Raw genomic sequence first — 14,498 nt, 5'->3', positions numbered from 1 at the left:
AGCGCCGCCTTTACACTGTGCGTGACGGAGTACCCCATGAGCACCGCAGAAAACGACGCCCCCGAGACCAGCCGCTGTCCGCTGTGCGGCCAGGCCAATCAGTGCGCGATTGTCGCAGGCCTTGCGCCCGAGAGCTGCTGGTGCATGAAAGAACCCGTCTCGCGCGAGGCACTCGCGCGCGTGCCGGAGCAGGAGCGTGGCAAGGCATGCATCTGTCCGCATTGCGCCCGGCCCGTCGAAGCCTCCTGAAGCGCCCCGCGCCTGCAGACAGTCCGTTCAGCCGATATGATTCGCGCTCGATTTCTTATCTGCAAAAGGAGCTTTGAATGCCAACGTACCACATCGAGATGATGGAAGGCCGCACCGTCGAACAGAAGCGCAAGCTGGTCGAGGAAATCACCCGCGTGAGCGTGGAAGTGCTGGGCGGCTCGCCCGAGTCCGTGGACATCCTGATCACCGACGTCAAGCGCGAGAACTGGTCCACCGGCGGCAAGCTCTGGCTGGACCGCCAGTGAGAGGTTTCCTGCAGGCCACGTTCAGCGGCTCTGCATCCGCCAGCGCGCTGCGCGAACGCTACGGCGCGCGCTACCGCTGGCTTCTCCTTCTCTCCGTGCTGGCAGGGACGATCGCATCGCTCATTCCCTCGACCAGCGTGAACGTGGCCATCCCGGCCATGAGCGCCTATTTCGAGCTCGGCCAGGCCCGCGCCCAATGGATCACCTCGGGCTTCATGGTGGCATCCACCATCGCCATGCTCACCACCCCCTGGCTGCTCACCCGATTCGGATACCGCGCCACCTACGTGGGCGCGATACTGCTGCTCATGGGCGGCGCAATCGTCGGCGGCTTCGCGGCACATTTCCCGCTGGTGCTCGCCTCGCGCGTCGCCGAGGGGCTGGCCGCGGGCATCATCCAGCCCATTCCGGCCGTCATCATCCTGCATGCCTTCCAGCCGCACGAGCAGGGGCGCGCGGGCGGCCTGTTCGGCATGGGCGTGGTGCTTGCACCGGCCATTGCCCCGGCGCTGGGCGGCGTGCTCACCGACCTGCTCGGCTGGCGCAGTACCTTCTTCATGGTGGTTCCGGTCACGCTGGCCGCGCTGTGGCTGGGCTTCAAGTTCGTTCCGCACTCGTCCCCCGGCGGCAGTGCCGTCGGCGAGAACAGCGCCGGGCTCGACTGGATCGGCCTCACGCTCGGCGCGGGCGGCACGCTGTGCCTGCTCAACGGCATGACACAGCTGCACAACGAGCCGCGCGGCCCCGCCTTCATGCTGATCGCGCTGGCGCTGCTGTTGCTGGCCGGCTTCGTGGTCTGGCAGAAGAGGATGCTGGCACGCGGCCGCCGGCCGCTGATGGACCTGCGCCTGTTCCGCTGCCGCCCGTTCGTGATGGGCTGCATCGTCTCCGCGGTCTATGGTACGGCGATGTTCGGATCGACCTACCTGCTGCCCCTGTTCATGCAGATGGGCATCGGCCTGTCCGCCAGTTATGCCGGCAACCTGCTGCTGCCCGCCGGCCTGGTGCTGGCGCTGACGTTTCCCGTGGTCGGCCGGCTGGCCGACCGGCAGCCCACGCACTGGCTCGTCGGGATCGGCCTCGGGCTGCTCGCCCTGTCGTTCGTCCTGATGATCCTGGTGGGCAGCTCGACGGCGCTGTGGCTGCTGGCGGCGTTCATCATCGTGGGACGCATCGGCCTGGGCTTCATCCTGCCGAGCCTGAACCTCGGCGCGATGCGGCCGCTCGACAAGAGCCTGATCGCCCAGGGTGCCGGCACCATCAGCTTCATCCGCATGCTGGGCGGCGCGGCCGGCGTGAGCCTGATTGGTATCGTGCTGCAATGGCGCCAGGCGGTGCACGCGGCGGATGCCGCGCTGGACGCCAAGGCCGGCCAGCTGATGGCCTTTCACGAGTGCTTCGCCCTGCTGACCGCCCTGTGCCTGGTCGCACTCGCAGCCGCCACCCAGCTGCGCGAGCAGCCGGTGCCCAAGGCCGAGTGAGATCGTCAACACCTGGGCCCCCTGCGATCCGTTTTGTACTAATCTATGGCGGTTTCCAGCCGGAGCACCCCGCTTCGGCCCTCCCACCGCGAAAGCATTCATTGCATGTGCCAGCTTCTAGGAATGAACTGCAACACCCCGACTGACGTGCGCTTCAGTTTCTCGGGGTTCACCCAGCGCGCAGGCAAGACCGGCGACCATACCGACGGATGGGGCATCGCGTTCTTCGAGGACAAGGGCTTGCGCCATTTCGTCGATCACGAGCGCGCGATCGATTCGCCGGTCGCCAAGCTGATCCGCGAGTATCCGATCCGCAGCAAGAACGTCATTGCCCATATCCGCAAGGCCACGCAGGGCGTGGTGAGCCTCGAGAACTGCCACCCGTTCGTGCGCGAGCTCTGGGGCCATTACTGGGTGTTCGCGCACAACGGCGACCTGAAGAACTTCAGCCCCAAGCTGCACAGCCATTTCCAGCCCGTGGGCAGCACCGACAGCGAGCAGGCCTTCTGCTGGCTGATGCAGGAGCTGTCCAAGTCCCATGCGCGCATGCCGAGCATCGACGAACTCACCATCACGTTGCGCGAGCTCGCTCCCGGCATCGCCAAGCACGGTACGTTCAACTTCCTGCTCTCCAACGGCCAGGCACTGTGGGCGCATGCGTCGACACACCTCTACTACATCGAGCGCAAGCATCCGTTCATGCAGGCACAGCTGTGCGACGAGGACCTCAAGGTGAACTTCGCCTCGGAGACCACGCCCGACGACAAGGTGGCGGTCGTGGTCACCGCGCCGCTCACCTCGAACGAGGAATGGACCGCGTTCCAGAGCGGCGAACTGAAGGTGTTCGTGAACGGGCAGGCGCGCGAAAGCTGAAAATCACGCGTCGATGCCCGCCGTGGTACCGATGCCCGCCGCGAGATAGCCGCCATCGATGGGCAGCGTGACGCCATTCACATAGGCCGCGCCATCGCCGCACAGGAAGACCACCGCATCGGCGATCTCGTCCACGCCGCCCATGCGCTTGGCGGGAATCATGGCCTCGAAGGCCCTGCGCGTCTGAGGGGTGTAGTTCTGCTCGGTCATGGGTGTCAGCACCGGACCCGGCGCCACCGCGTTCACGGTGATGCCATGCGCCCCGAGCTCCATCGCGAACTGCCGCGTGAGTCCGCAGATGGCCGTCTTTGACGTTCCATAGGCCACGCGCCCCACGCCCGCACGCTCCGAGCTGATCGAGGCCAGGTTCACGATGCGGCCGTACCTTTGGCCGATCATGCCCCGCGCCGCACGCTGCGAGCACAGGAACGTGCCGCCCACGTTCACGTCCATCACGCGCCGGAAGTCGTCCACGGAGCACTCCATCACCGGCGCCACGTGCATGATGCCCGCGCTGTTGACCAGCACGTCGACGCACCGGCCCCACTGCTCCACCGCCGTGAACGCCTCATGCACCGAGAGCTCGCTGCGCACGTCGAGCGCCACGGCCAGCGCCGCACCGGGCTGCTGCGCATTCAATGCGTCGGCGACCGCCCTGGCATGGTCGATCTGGATGTCCATCACCGCCACACGAAAGCCTGCGCGCACGAGGCGCCCGGCCACCGCCGCGCCAATGCCCGAACCTCCGCCCGTCACCGCGGCCACCTTGCCGGATGTGCCTTCGGTACCCTGCATCAGTGCACCCCGCCTGTCATCGTCCGCTGCATCCGTCTGTCTCCTTGCATGCCTGTCTCCTTTCATTCCATGGGCAAGGGCCCATGAGCCCTATTCTGCGCCCGTGGTGACCGATCGCAGTCCAAAGGCCTCACATCGCACGGCGTCCACCGTCAACCCCATTGACCGAAATGCGGGTTAGCCTGTGCTTGAACCGCGCTGCCGCGGCGGGGATACTGCATGTAAGCAAACATTTCATGCGGAGTGAGGAATGACAACAACCCTTCAACGATGGGCGCGCCTTGCCGGCGCGCTGCTGTGCACGGCCATGCTGGGCACCGGCCTGCCCGCGCAGGCGCAGTCCGTATCGCCGTCACCATCGCCATCCATCGCCAAGCTGGCCGAGCCCTATGTGGAGCCCGTCACCGGCTGGTACTGGAACGCCCGCGAGAGCGGACGCGGCTTTGCGATCGAGCGGCAGGGCGACCGGCTGTTCCTCGCCGGCTTCATGTACGAGGAAAGCGGCGAGGCCGTCTGGTACACCTCCACGCTCGCCCGGCAGCCCAACGGCGCCTATGCGGGGCAACTCGACCGCTTCCAGAACGGGCAGTCGCTGCTCGGCACCTACCGCGTGCCCACCTCCTCCAACGTAGGCTCCGCCACGCTGGCGTTCGACGCGGACATGCATGCGGAAATGCAGGTCGCTCCCAACGGGAAGGCTCCGTCCACCATCCTGCTCGAGCGCTTTCCCATTTCCGTCCCCGCGTTCCAGCCGTCCAATGCGCCCTTCCGCAACGGCTGGTACTGGAGCAAGAATGAAAGCGGCCGCGGCTACTTCATCGAGGTCCAGGGTTCCACCGCGTTCATCGCCTCGTTCATGTACAAGGACGACGGCAGGCCCACCTGGTACACGATGACCGCGACGCTCACCCAGACGCTGGCGCTGACGGCTCCGCTGGTGCAGTTCAGCCACGGCCAGCCGCTGCAGGGCGCCTATCGCGAGCCCGTGCAGGTGCCCGGCCACTCGGGCAAGGCCACTTTCAGCCTGTCCGACAGCGGCGACGGCGTGCTGCTGCTGCCCAACGGCAAGGACGTGAGCGTGGAGGCGTTCGACTTCAACGGCGGCCAGCCCAGCCCGCGCGACCATGCCGGCCAATGCCCCGAAGGCGAGTACTGGGCCCAGGGCAAATGCGTGGCCCCCAGCAGCGGCGTGCGCGTGGCTCCGATGGGTGTCATGCTGCGGATCGGCATCGTTCCGCAGATGGGCCAGACCTACCAGTTCAACTACTGCTTCGACTTGTACAGCTGCACGCCGCTGCACGCGGAGAAATTCGTCAGCTACGAAGACCTGCAGGACGAGGAAACGCCCCAGATCGTCGCCTATGTGTATGAGGTGATGCGCGAGTTCAACAAGATGCTGCAGTGGTTCAACAAGAACGACAAATCGCCTCCGACCAACGTGATCACCTCGGTGCTGGGCAATGCGGTCGTCAAGGCCATCGCCAACGAAACACCCACCGCCGTGCAGGACGCGCGTGCCGACTTCGCCAGCCGGGGCTATCCCCTGCCGGGTGACACCGCCACTCCGCCCGAGACCGCCACATGCACGCCCGATGGCGGCTCGCCCCGAGGTTCGGGCACCGGCCCCGCGCTGACGACCAAGCCGCCGGAGGCCTGCTACAAGGGTCGCCTCTACACCTTTGGCTGGCTGGACATGGGCGTGGATGGCACCGTGCAGGATGCCTGCCGCATGGCCCAGAAGCGCGACCTCAATGGCGACCTGGAGATGTACAACGCGCAGAAGGTCTCTGCCTGCTACTGCGCTGAAAACGGCAAGGTCAACGGCAGTCCCGTGAAGTACCTGTGCAACGTCTTCTTCGACGCGGGAAATTGACAGCACCCACCCCCGCCGCCGCCGGCCCGCGGCGCGTCGTCCGGCCGCGTCTGCGGCCATGCGCCGATCAGGCGGGCCTGGCCGGGGCGTCCGAGGGGCGCCACGTGCCGAGGTAACCCACCACCTCAAGCTCCGCGCCGGTATCGTCCGCGATCAGCTTGCCGTCCGACGTGGTGCTCACGCGGCGGTTGTTGACGAGCAGTTCCTCGGCGCCATCGGCGCCGCAGGTGCAGGTCAGGGTCGCTCGCGAACCGTCTTCGAGCTGGACGATGGCCACGTCGGTGATTCGGGAAGCTTGCGTCATGGTTTGACTCCCTTGCTCTCGAACGCTCCATCCAGGAAGCGCCGCGATCGCATCAACGGCCCGGGCGGCTCCTCCACCGGCGGGTGAGGCTGCGGCGGATCAATGGGCTCGGGTGGTGCGGGGGGTGGTTGCACGGGCGGAGCAACGGGCGGGATGGGCTGAGGCGAATGCAGGCGCACGGCACAGTTCTTCCGCAGCACGGCTGCCTGCAACAGGGATGGCATGCACATCATGAGCTCACTCCTGCTCCGCATGCGCCGGTTGGGCGAAGGAGGCGCCTTGCGGAATCCGGACGACCTTCTCCGTCTGGACCCCGTTACGCCTTGCGATCTCCAACAACTCTTCATACCGGCGCTCGCCAACGTCCGGTGAGCGGGCAAGAATCCAGAAGTACTGCGTGCCATCACCCACGACCACTGCGGTCTCGTAGTCGTCGTCCACGTGCACTACGTTGTAGCCGCCATAGAACGGCCGGAAAAACGACACCTTCAATGCTCCGACCGTCGGATCACCAGCCATGCGCGCCACGGCGCGCGCTTCCTCCCAAGAACCCGTCTCCGGGTTGTAGCCCCGGTTGACCACCTGGACGGTTCCGTCATCCTGCAAGGTGTAGTCCGCCGAGGTCGAAGTGAGGCCCCGCTCGAATCGCTGCTCCAGCCGCGCAATCTCGTACCAATGTCCCATGTACCGGACGATATCGAAATCGCGCTGCGGAGTGACGCCTGCCGGCACCTTCACGCGTTCACCGAAGAACCACAGCGCGGCGCTGCCGGCAGCCGCCATGGCCAGTGATCTGGAGGCCAATGGAAACAATCGTCTTGCAATCAAGTTCATGCTGAATCCTCTGCTGATTCCCTCCAATGGAAGAGAGGGGTCTTGTTATTCACCGGACCACATTCCCTCATCTTCCTGAAATGAATTCAATGAAATCACACGGGCCTCGCATATCCCATGCGCATTCCGATAAATGAACATAGGGGTATATGACCCGACGTTTCCCGATGATTTTCATCGCCTATATGAGATACCAAGCGATTAATCACCTCAATACCCTCTCGTTTCATGCTAACCCTTGCCGCGCCTCAGCTCAGTAGGACACCTCCCCCAAAACATCGACCTTTCCATTGAATGGTCTTTAAATGTTCACCCAGGTATCAAATTACAAGCCGTTTTAAATAATGCAAACCCTATAAGCTCGATCCTACACACCATATTCTTCATGGATGGCAGACGATGAATATCCCCTGATCTACGATAAAGGCTCCTAATGTCAATGGAGAAAAAAATGAATATCAGCATGAAAATCACCAGCGCTGTCGCGGCCTCTCTGTTTTCCCTTTCCGGGTTTGCGCTGACCGGTGACGAAGTCAAGGCTGAGAAAAACAATATCGACGCGCAGTACAAATCCGCCATGGCCCAGTGCAAGACCCAGAACGGGAACGCCAAGGACGTGTGCGAGAAACAGGCCAAGGGCAATGAAAAGGTGGCACGAGCCGAACTGGAAGCGCGCGCCGATCCGACGGAAAGCCGCCAGTACAAGGCGCGCCTGGCCCGCGCGGACGCCGACTACGAAGTGGCCAAGGAACGCTGCGATGACCAGAGCGGCAATGCCAAGGATGTCTGCAAGAAGGACGCCCAGGCAGCCCACGTGAAGGCCAAGGAAGCGGCCAAGGTCATGCGAGCCGAGGCCGACCCGGCAGGCGCCACACCGCAGCGCCGTGCGGCCGATGTCTCCGAAGTCCGCAAGGAAGCCGCGGAGGAAACGCGCGACGCGCAATACAAGGCGGCCAAGGAGCGCTGCGACGCCCTGTCGGGTGCGGCCAAGGACACCTGCGTGAACGACGCCAAGACACGTTTTGCCCAGTGAGGCACAAGGAAAGGAACAAACTTATGACTACCCCCAATACAGCATCCAGCGTGATCTCGTCCGACAAGGTGAATGGCACCACGGTCTATAACCCTGCGGGCGAGAAGCTCGGCTCCATCGACTCGCTCATGATCGACAAGCTTTCGGGCCGCGTGCGCTACGCGGTCATGGAGTTCGGCGGGTTCCTCGGCATCGGCACCGACCGCTATCCCCTGCCTTGGGAAATGCTGAAGTACGACCCGATGCAGGGTGGCTACGTTGTCTCGTTGGCCAAGGAGCAACTGGAGGGCGCACCCCGCTACGCGCAGGACACGACCCCCGAGTACACGGACGAATACGGCCGCAGGGTCTACGACTACTACGGCCTGCCCTATCTTTGAGGTGGGCAGCCCGCCAGGCGGCCTGCCGCCCGGGGCGGGCACCAGCCCCGTGATCATTCACCACACACACGAACACACAGGAGCGATGCACCATGAAACTGTCATCCCACTCGTCATCCAGCTCGCTGGAGCAGCTGCTGGGCGACCTGAACACCCTGCTGTCATCGACCCGGGACAGCGCGCGCGACACCATCGTCGGCGCTTCCGACGAGGCTGTGAGCCGGGCCAGGGATGCCGCACACACCACCAACCAGTATGCGCACGATGAACCCTGGCGCATCGCCGGCGGTGCGCTGGTGGTCGGCGCGCTGCTCGGCTACTGCCTGGGCCGCAGGTGATCCGCATCGGGCCGCCTGCACTCTCGATGAAAATCCCGCAAGGCCGATCCTGGCCTTGCGGGATTTTTTCTGCCTGTCCCTCGGCACGTCCCCTCGAGACCGGATGAGGGTCACCCGGTCAGCGAGGACGCTGCCCGCACGCTAGCGGGCTGAAGCAGCCGCTGCCGCATTGCGCTTGCGCGTTGCGGCCGCCTTCTTCGCCGAGGCAGATCGTTCGGCAGCGGATCGCTGCGCGGAGGCCTTGCCCCCCAGCCGTCCGCCCTTGCGCGCGGACACATGGGTATCGGGCACGCCCCTGCCCGACCCGGACAGATTGCCCCCACCCGATTGCTTGTTCACCGTGGCCCAGGCACGCGCCTCGGCCACATCGTGCTTGACCCCGCGCGATTCGTAGCTCTCCTCGATATGCTCGGCCTGGCGCTTCTGCTTGTCGGTGTATGCGGATTTATCCCCTCGTGGCATGTTCGACTCCTTTCGTTCATCGATCCGGCGCAAGGCGTTCTCCATGCACCGGAACTCCATGCTCCGCCCCAGGGGAGGCGGGGTCTGTCAGCAAGGCACGGATTCGACCGGCAGGAATGTCTTGCGCGCTGTCGGCAGGGATGCATCCGATATGCATTTTTCGAAGGCCTATCGACGAAAAATAAAACCGGCCGTGGTGCCCCCATTTGAAGCCACACACCTACAATCGCCGGTCATGCAAATGCTGCGCAACTCCCGGTTCCTGGCCCGCCTCGTGATGGCGTGGTTCATGCTGACCCTGGGCATTGCCGTGGCTTCGCCCATCGTGCACCCCCAGGCCATGGAAGTGGTCTGCACGAGCAGCGGCAGCATGCAGGTGATCATGCTGGACGAAGACGGGCAGGCCGTTCCCGGCCCCCATCATTCGCTGGACTGCCCGCTGTGCTTGGCGATCATCACGCCGCCGGCCCATCCCACCCTGCATTTCGAGCAGTTGCAGCCGCTGGGGCTTGCACTGCACCCCGTGGTCTCGGCGCGCATTGCCGCGCTGGTCGGCGCACCTCTTCCGCCCCGGGGCCCTCCCGTCCTCATGTAAGCCCGCACAGCCGGCAGGAACGCCGGTTGCGCAACGTCGCCGCCGGGCCCTGCTCTGCCCGGCCGATTCACTTGCATGCAGAACCACCATGACCCGTCCCCTTCTTGAAGCGACGCTGGAAAGCGCCGCCCGTCCTTTGGCGTCCGCGCCCACCGGAAACGCCCAACCTTCATCGGCCAGAGTCCGGCTGCCCTGGTGGCTGGCGCTCCCGCTCCTTTCCTACGCAGGTACAGGCACCAGTACAGCCCAAACCGTGCCCACGCTGGAAGCCGTGACCGTGCACTCGGCCGGAGACTCGGCGCTGGAACGCCCGACCGGCACCGGCAGCCGCCTCGATCTGAGCCTGCGCGACACGCCCGCCAGCGTGGAGGTCACCACGCGCGAACAGCTGGAGGCCAGGGGGGACGCCTCGCTGACCGATGCCATCACGCGGTCCACCGGCATCACCAGCCTGGGGCATCCGGGCAACAGCGGCAGCGCCCTGTCGGCGCGGGGATTCACTGACGCCACATCGGTGATGCGCCTCTATGACGGCACGCGCCAATACGGCGGGGTGGGCATCAGCTTCCCCTTCGATACCTGGTCCATCGACCGCATCGAGGTGCTGCGTGGCCCGGCCTCCGTGATCTATGGCGACGGTGCCATCGGCGGCGTGGTCAACGTGGTCCCCAAGAAACCCACGCGCGAAGCGATACGCAGCGAGGTCCAGGCCACGGCGGGAACCCGTGGCAAGCGCGCGCTGGCCTTTGGCAGCGGCGGTGCGATCAATGAGCAATGGTCGTACCGGCTCGACGCCAGCGGCGAGCAGTCCGATGGCTGGGTGGATCGCGGCGACTCCAGCAACCGCTCGTTCTCCGGCGCCCTGCGCTGGGATGCGACGCGCGACCTCAGCCTCCAGCTGTCGCATGCAGAGGGGCGCCAGAGCCCCATGCGCTATTTCGGCACGCCGCTCATCAACGGCGTGCAGGACCCCGCCCTCCGCGAGCGCAACTACAACGTCGCGGACAGCCGCATCCGGTTCAAGGACCAGTGGACCGAGCTGCTCGCCCAATGGGCGCCCGGCGACCATGTCATGGTGCGCAGCAAGCTCTATCACATCCGCAGCGACCGCTACTGGCGCAACGCCGAGGCGTATGCGTACAACGCCGCCACCGGCCTGATCGACCGCTCGGGCAACACCGAGATCGGCCACGACCAGACCCAGACCGGCAACACCACGGACATCACGTTCAGCGGCAGCCTGTGGGGCCGGCCGAACCAGGCTTCCATCGGGTTCGATGTCAATCGAGCATCGTTCCAGCACACCAACAATACGTACACCGGCAGCTCCGGCTCGGTGGATCCCTACCACCCCGACCCGGGCTACTTCGCCAGCCCCGAGCCGTTCATTCCGCGCTACCGCAACAAGGCGGAACAATACGCTCTGTTCGCGGAAAACCGGCTGGAGCTGACCGAGCGCTGGTCCCTCGTGGCCGGCGCACGCTTCGACCATGCCGATCTCTCCCGCCAGGACCTCGTCGCAGGCACGCAGGCATTCACGCGCAGCTATGCCAACACCGGCTGGCGCCTGGGCACGGTCTACAAGCTGACGTCCGACACCTCCCTCTATGCCCAGGCATCGAAGGCGGCGGATCCGGTGAGCGGACTGCTCATGCTGACGGCGGCCAACTCCGCCTTCGATGTCTCCACGGGCAAGCAGTTCGAGGTCGGCATCAAGCAGTCGTTCGCCGATGGCAAGGGCGACTGGACCCTCGCGGCGTATTCCATCACCAAGAACAACCTGCTCACACGCGACCCATCGAACCCCGCACTGCGCATCCAGGTCGGCGAACGCTCATCCCGAGGCATCGAGGGCACGCTGTCGGTGCAGGCCGCACGGTCGGTGCAGATCGATGCCAACGTCGCCCTGCTCAAGGCACGGTACGACGACTTCAGCGAGACGGTCGGCGGAAAAGTCGTCTCGCGCAACGGCAACGTGCCCACCGATGTGCCCGAGCGCGTGGCCAACCTCTGGGTGGGATGGAAGTTCATGCCCCACTGGACCCTGTCGGGAGGCCTGCGCCACGTCGGCAAGCGCTATGCGGACAACGCCAATACCCTGAAGCTCCCGGCCTACACCACGGCCGACCTGGCGCTGCAGTGGAAGGCCGGCGCGGACACCACACTGACGCTGCGGGGCTTCAACGTCTTCGACAAGCGCTACTTCACAACGGCCTACTACACCAACAGCCAGTGGTTCGTCGGCGAAGGCCGGCGATACGAGGTCACCCTGAACCACCGCTTCTGAGCGAGGCCGCCATGGTGTCCGTTGCCCATGCCAAACGGCTGGTGTTCCTGGTCCATCGCTGGACAGGGGTGGCCGCCTGCGTGCTGATGGCCCTGTGGGTCGTGAGCGGAGCGGTGATGCTCTTTGTGGGATACCCCAAGCTGCTGCCCGCGCAACGCCTCGGGGCCTTGCCCCCGCTGGCGGCCGCACGGTGCTGCCTGCCCGTGGAGGCCGCGTTGCTGCACAGCCGAGCTCCCGAGGCCGTGCAGCAGATCACGCTCACCAGCGTTGCTGGGCATCCCCGCTACCGTCTCAAGGAGGGAGACGGTACGCTGCGGATGGTCGATGCGGTCACGGGTGCGGTGCTGCCGCGCGCTGACGAGGCCGCCGGATTGCGCAGCGCCCATGCGTTCCTGCCCGGCTCGGAGGGCACCGTGCAAGGCTGGACGCAGGACGACCGCTGGACTCACTCGGGCCAGCTCGATCCGCACCGGCCGCTGATCCAGGTGCAGATGCAGGACCCTGCCGCGAACCTGCTGTACATCTCGTCCGCCACCGGCGAGGTGGTCATGGCCGTGCCGCGCATGCAACGCTACTGGAACTACGTGGGCGCATGGCTGCATTGGGTCTATGCGTTCCGCGACGGCGCGAGGGATCCGGTGTGGAGCTGGATCGTCATCGGGCTGTCGGCCGTCGGAACCCTCTCCGCCCTCGCGGGAGCCCTGGTCGGCATCTGGCGCTGGCGGTTCGCGGGACGCTACAAGTCGGGCTCCAGGACCCCGTACCGTGAATTCCAGATGCGCTGGCATCACATCACGGGCCTGGTGTTCGGCACCGTGATGATCCTGTGGATCTTCAGCGGCCTGATGTCCATGAACCCGCTGGGCATCTTCAGCCCCGCCGGAGCACGTCCCGACCTGCGCGCCTACCAACAGGGAAGTCCCGGCACGACCCGTCCCGCCCTCGGCGCGCACGACGCCCTCACCATGCTGCAGGCCGCAGGCTTCGATACCCGCGAGATCGACTGGAAGGTGCTGGGCGGGCAGCCCTATCTGCTGGCCTCCGATGGCACGGGCGCCACGCGCGTGCTGGTCTCCGCGAGCGACGGACTCATCCAGCTGCGCGAGGAACTGGAGCCCGCGGCGCTGGAACGCGCCGCGCGCACGCTGCTGCCATTCGACCTGCGCTCGGCCACCTGGATGCAGTCCTTCGATGCCTACTACTACCGTCGGGACGAGGCGTCCATGTATGGCTCCGCGTCACGCGGCCTGCCCGTGCTGCGGGTGCAGTTCGGCGATCCCGGCGCCACCATGGCCTATATCAGCCCCGCTTCCGGCGATGTGGTGCTCAGCGTGGATCGCGCCCAGCGCACCGGCCGCTGGCTCTTCAACTTCCTGCATAGCTGGGACCTGTCGTGGATGCTGCGCAATGCCTGGCCACGCCAGCTCGTACTGGTTCTATTGAGCATGGGCGCATTCGCGCTGGCAGCCACGGGCGTGATCCTCGGATACCGGCGGCTCGTCCTGTCCGTGGGCCGCAGGGTGCGCACCCGCAACCAGCGATCAGCCACCGCAGAAAAGGGGGTTGCGCACAGCCGCGGATGACCGCGCGGATCCTTCACAGCCCCGGTCCGATGTTCACGCCAGCGAAATGAATCGAGCCATTCGGGAGGGGGAATTTCCGAGTCTAAATAGTTGATTCTGTTAATTAAACTGCCACTCAAGCCAACGTACCTTGAGCGACAAGACTTTCATTAACTTTATCAACCTGTGAGGGATCCATGCGAAACCGGTTTGTCCATGCCAGCGTCCTGCTGGCTGCAATTTCAGCGCCTGCCGCCTATGCCCAGAGTACGTCGTCCCTGACGATCTACGGACGCGTCAACACCACTGTCGAATCACAGAAAACGGGTGACCAGTCCCGCGTGAACGTGCTTCAGAACAATGCATCTCGCTGGGGCCTGCGCGGCACGGAAGACCTGGGCGGCGGGTTGAGCGCCTTCTTCCGGCTGGAGCAGGGTTTCGACTCCAGCACCGGTGTGACCGCCAATGGCTTCGACCGCGATGCCTACATGGGCCTCAAGGGCAAGTTCGGCCAGTTCAGGATGGGGCACATCACCAACATCACCTACCTGACCAGCGCCGACTGGGTCAGCCTGCACAACCACGACACGGGAACCTCGTCGGACACACTGTATGGCTTCGGCGTCGCATTCGGCGCGCGCAGCAACACGGTCGCCTACTCCACGCCCGTCTACAACGGTTTTCGCGGCGAGTTCTCGTACTCGTTCAAGGAAGCGCGCCCAGCCGATGCACGCAACGCCACGCTGGAATACAACATGGGTGGCTGGGAGCTGTCCGCAGGCTATTCGAGCAGCGGCAACAACAAGCTCGGCGTGCTGCGCGCGCTCTACTCCGTCGGCCCGTTCAAGGTGGGCGGCTACTACGAGCGTGACGACTTCAACGGTGCCAAGCGCAACAATGCGCGCCTCATGGGCATGTATGCCTTCGGCGCGTCCGAACTGCACCTGAACGTGGGTCGCGCCGGCAAGCGCGGCGATGTCGCCGACAGCGGCGCCACGCAGGCGACCATCGGCTACAACTACAACCTGTCCAAGCGCACGAAGCTGTACGCCTTCTACACGATGGTGGACAACGACAAGGCCGCTACCTACTCGGCATTCGGCAGCGTGCAGCCGGGCCAGGACCAGAACTCCCTGGCCATCGGTGTACGGCACGCATTCTGACGC

Annotated in this window: 16 protein-coding genes; 12 read left to right on the top strand and 4 right to left on the bottom strand. The window is 65.2% G+C overall.

Going from position 1 to position 14,498, the window contains the following annotated elements; translation table 11 throughout:
* Positions 1-36: 36 nt before the first annotated feature.
* The 4 genes from H9K76_RS01420 (at position 37) to H9K76_RS01405 (ending at position 2,869) form a co-directional block, all read left to right on the top strand.
* Positions 37-249 carry a cysteine-rich CWC family protein gene (locus tag H9K76_RS01420; RefSeq protein ID WP_187597835.1) on the top strand — a complete coding sequence of 71 codons (213 nt, stop codon included), beginning with the start codon at positions 37-39 and terminating at the stop codon, positions 247-249.
* A 77-nt stretch (positions 250-326) separates the two neighbouring features.
* Positions 327-515, top strand: a complete 189-nt coding sequence (locus H9K76_RS01415; RefSeq protein ID WP_187597834.1) for a 4-oxalocrotonate tautomerase — start codon at positions 327-329, stop codon at positions 513-515.
* Positions 512-1,996, top strand: coding sequence for an MFS transporter (locus H9K76_RS01410; RefSeq protein WP_246475239.1), 1,485 nt, complete (start codon positions 512-514; stop codon positions 1,994-1,996). Before H9K76_RS01415 ends, H9K76_RS01410 begins: the two co-directional genes overlap by 4 nt.
* A gap of 105 nt (positions 1,997-2,101) precedes the next feature.
* Positions 2,102-2,869 (top strand): class II glutamine amidotransferase, encoded by a 768-nt coding sequence (locus H9K76_RS01405; protein ID WP_187597833.1) that lies wholly within the window; start codon positions 2,102-2,104, stop codon positions 2,867-2,869.
* Positions 2,870-2,872: 3 nt separating this feature from the next.
* Here the strand turns inward: H9K76_RS01405 and H9K76_RS01400 are convergent, their stop codons facing one another.
* Positions 2,873-3,664 (bottom strand): SDR family NAD(P)-dependent oxidoreductase, encoded by a 792-nt coding sequence (locus H9K76_RS01400; RefSeq protein WP_187597832.1) that lies wholly within the window; start codon positions 3,662-3,664, stop codon positions 2,873-2,875.
* 250 nt (positions 3,665-3,914) lie between these two features.
* Between H9K76_RS01400 and H9K76_RS01395 the strand changes: the two genes are divergently transcribed.
* On the top strand, positions 3,915-5,537 hold the full coding sequence (locus tag H9K76_RS01395) for a hypothetical protein (protein ID WP_187597831.1): 1,623 nt from the start codon (positions 3,915-3,917) through the stop codon (positions 5,535-5,537).
* 67 nt (positions 5,538-5,604) lie between these two features.
* On the opposite strand, the gene H9K76_RS01390 is transcribed toward H9K76_RS01395, so the two are convergent.
* Both H9K76_RS01390 and H9K76_RS01385 read right to left on the bottom strand, forming a co-directional pair.
* Entirely contained in the window at positions 5,605-5,841 is a 237-nt protein-coding gene (locus H9K76_RS01390; RefSeq protein ID WP_187597830.1) for a hypothetical protein, read from the bottom strand.
* 237 nt (positions 5,842-6,078) lie between these two features.
* Positions 6,079-6,675, bottom strand: coding sequence for a lipocalin family protein (locus H9K76_RS01385; protein WP_223196273.1), 597 nt, complete (start codon positions 6,673-6,675; stop codon positions 6,079-6,081).
* Between the two features lie 451 nt (positions 6,676-7,126).
* On the opposite strand from H9K76_RS01385, the gene H9K76_RS01380 reads away from it, so the two are divergent.
* The 3 genes from H9K76_RS01380 to H9K76_RS01370 all read left to right on the top strand — a co-directional run bounded on the left by H9K76_RS01380 (position 7,127) and on the right by H9K76_RS01370 (position 8,426).
* Positions 7,127-7,708 carry a hypothetical protein gene (locus H9K76_RS01380; protein WP_187597829.1) on the top strand — a complete coding sequence of 194 codons (582 nt, stop codon included), beginning with the start codon at positions 7,127-7,129 and terminating at the stop codon, positions 7,706-7,708.
* 23 nt (positions 7,709-7,731) lie between these two features.
* Entirely contained in the window at positions 7,732-8,088 is a 357-nt protein-coding gene (locus H9K76_RS01375; protein ID WP_187597828.1) for a PRC-barrel domain-containing protein, read from the top strand.
* Positions 8,089-8,180: 92 nt separating this feature from the next.
* On the top strand, positions 8,181-8,426 hold the full coding sequence (locus tag H9K76_RS01370) for an ElaB/YgaM/YqjD family protein (RefSeq protein ID WP_187597827.1): 246 nt from the start codon (positions 8,181-8,183) through the stop codon (positions 8,424-8,426).
* Positions 8,427-8,567: 141 nt separating this feature from the next.
* Here H9K76_RS01370 and H9K76_RS01365 read toward each other — a convergent pair whose 3' ends face one another.
* Positions 8,568-8,888 (bottom strand): plasmid stabilization protein, encoded by a 321-nt coding sequence (locus H9K76_RS01365; protein WP_187597826.1) that lies wholly within the window; start codon positions 8,886-8,888, stop codon positions 8,568-8,570.
* Between the two features lie 235 nt (positions 8,889-9,123).
* Between H9K76_RS01365 and H9K76_RS01360 the strand changes: the two genes are divergently transcribed.
* From H9K76_RS01360 to H9K76_RS01345, 4 genes are all read left to right on the top strand, one after another.
* A complete protein-coding gene (locus H9K76_RS01360; protein WP_187597825.1) occupies positions 9,124-9,483 on the top strand; it encodes a DUF2946 family protein in 360 nt (119 codons plus the stop codon).
* 88 nt (positions 9,484-9,571) lie between these two features.
* Complete coding sequence (locus H9K76_RS01355; RefSeq protein ID WP_223196272.1) at positions 9,572-11,770, top strand: TonB-dependent receptor; 2,199 nt, start codon at positions 9,572-9,574, stop codon at positions 11,768-11,770.
* Positions 11,771-11,781: 11 nt separating this feature from the next.
* Complete coding sequence (locus H9K76_RS01350) at positions 11,782-13,353, top strand: PepSY-associated TM helix domain-containing protein (protein ID WP_187597824.1); 1,572 nt, start codon at positions 11,782-11,784, stop codon at positions 13,351-13,353.
* Positions 13,354-13,529: 176 nt separating this feature from the next.
* A complete protein-coding gene (locus H9K76_RS01345; RefSeq protein WP_187597823.1) occupies positions 13,530-14,495 on the top strand; it encodes a porin in 966 nt (321 codons plus the stop codon).
* Positions 14,496-14,498: the final 3 nt, after the last annotated feature.

This window comes from Diaphorobacter ruginosibacter, from assembly GCF_014395975.1.
In the GTDB taxonomy this organism is placed as follows: domain Bacteria; phylum Pseudomonadota; class Gammaproteobacteria; order Burkholderiales; family Burkholderiaceae_C; genus Diaphorobacter_A; species Diaphorobacter_A ruginosibacter.
This window is presented reverse-complemented; position numbering and strand designations above follow the sequence as displayed.

Bases quoted from the DNA above. Each gene is read 5' to 3' on its own strand.
- H9K76_RS01400 (WP_187597832.1), bottom strand. From the start codon at position 3,664: ATGCAGGGTACCGAAGGCACATCCGGCAAGGTGGCCGCGGTGACGGGC.
- H9K76_RS01350 (WP_187597824.1), top strand. From the start codon at position 11,782: ATGGTGTCCGTTGCCCATGCCAAACGGCTGGTGTTCCTGGTCCATCGC.
- H9K76_RS01405 (WP_187597833.1), top strand. From the start codon at position 2,102: ATGTGCCAGCTTCTAGGAATGAACTGCAACACCCCGACTGACGTGCGC.
- H9K76_RS01385 (WP_223196273.1), bottom strand. From the start codon at position 6,675: ATGAACTTGATTGCAAGACGATTGTTTCCATTGGCCTCCAGATCACTG.
- H9K76_RS01365 (WP_187597826.1), bottom strand. From the start codon at position 8,888: ATGCCACGAGGGGATAAATCCGCATACACCGACAAGCAGAAGCGCCAG.
- H9K76_RS01380 (WP_187597829.1), top strand. From the start codon at position 7,127: ATGAATATCAGCATGAAAATCACCAGCGCTGTCGCGGCCTCTCTGTTT.
- H9K76_RS01370 (WP_187597827.1), top strand. From the start codon at position 8,181: ATGAAACTGTCATCCCACTCGTCATCCAGCTCGCTGGAGCAGCTGCTG.
- H9K76_RS01395 (WP_187597831.1), top strand. From the start codon at position 3,915: ATGACAACAACCCTTCAACGATGGGCGCGCCTTGCCGGCGCGCTGCTG.
- H9K76_RS01415 (WP_187597834.1), top strand. From the start codon at position 327: ATGCCAACGTACCACATCGAGATGATGGAAGGCCGCACCGTCGAACAG.
- H9K76_RS01355 (WP_223196272.1), top strand. From the start codon at position 9,572: ATGACCCGTCCCCTTCTTGAAGCGACGCTGGAAAGCGCCGCCCGTCCT.
- H9K76_RS01360 (WP_187597825.1), top strand. From the start codon at position 9,124: ATGCAAATGCTGCGCAACTCCCGGTTCCTGGCCCGCCTCGTGATGGCG.
- H9K76_RS01420 (WP_187597835.1), top strand. From the start codon at position 37: ATGAGCACCGCAGAAAACGACGCCCCCGAGACCAGCCGCTGTCCGCTG.
- H9K76_RS01390 (WP_187597830.1), bottom strand. From the start codon at position 5,841: ATGACGCAAGCTTCCCGAATCACCGACGTGGCCATCGTCCAGCTCGAA.
- H9K76_RS01375 (WP_187597828.1), top strand. From the start codon at position 7,732: ATGACTACCCCCAATACAGCATCCAGCGTGATCTCGTCCGACAAGGTG.
- H9K76_RS01345 (WP_187597823.1), top strand. From the start codon at position 13,530: ATGCGAAACCGGTTTGTCCATGCCAGCGTCCTGCTGGCTGCAATTTCA.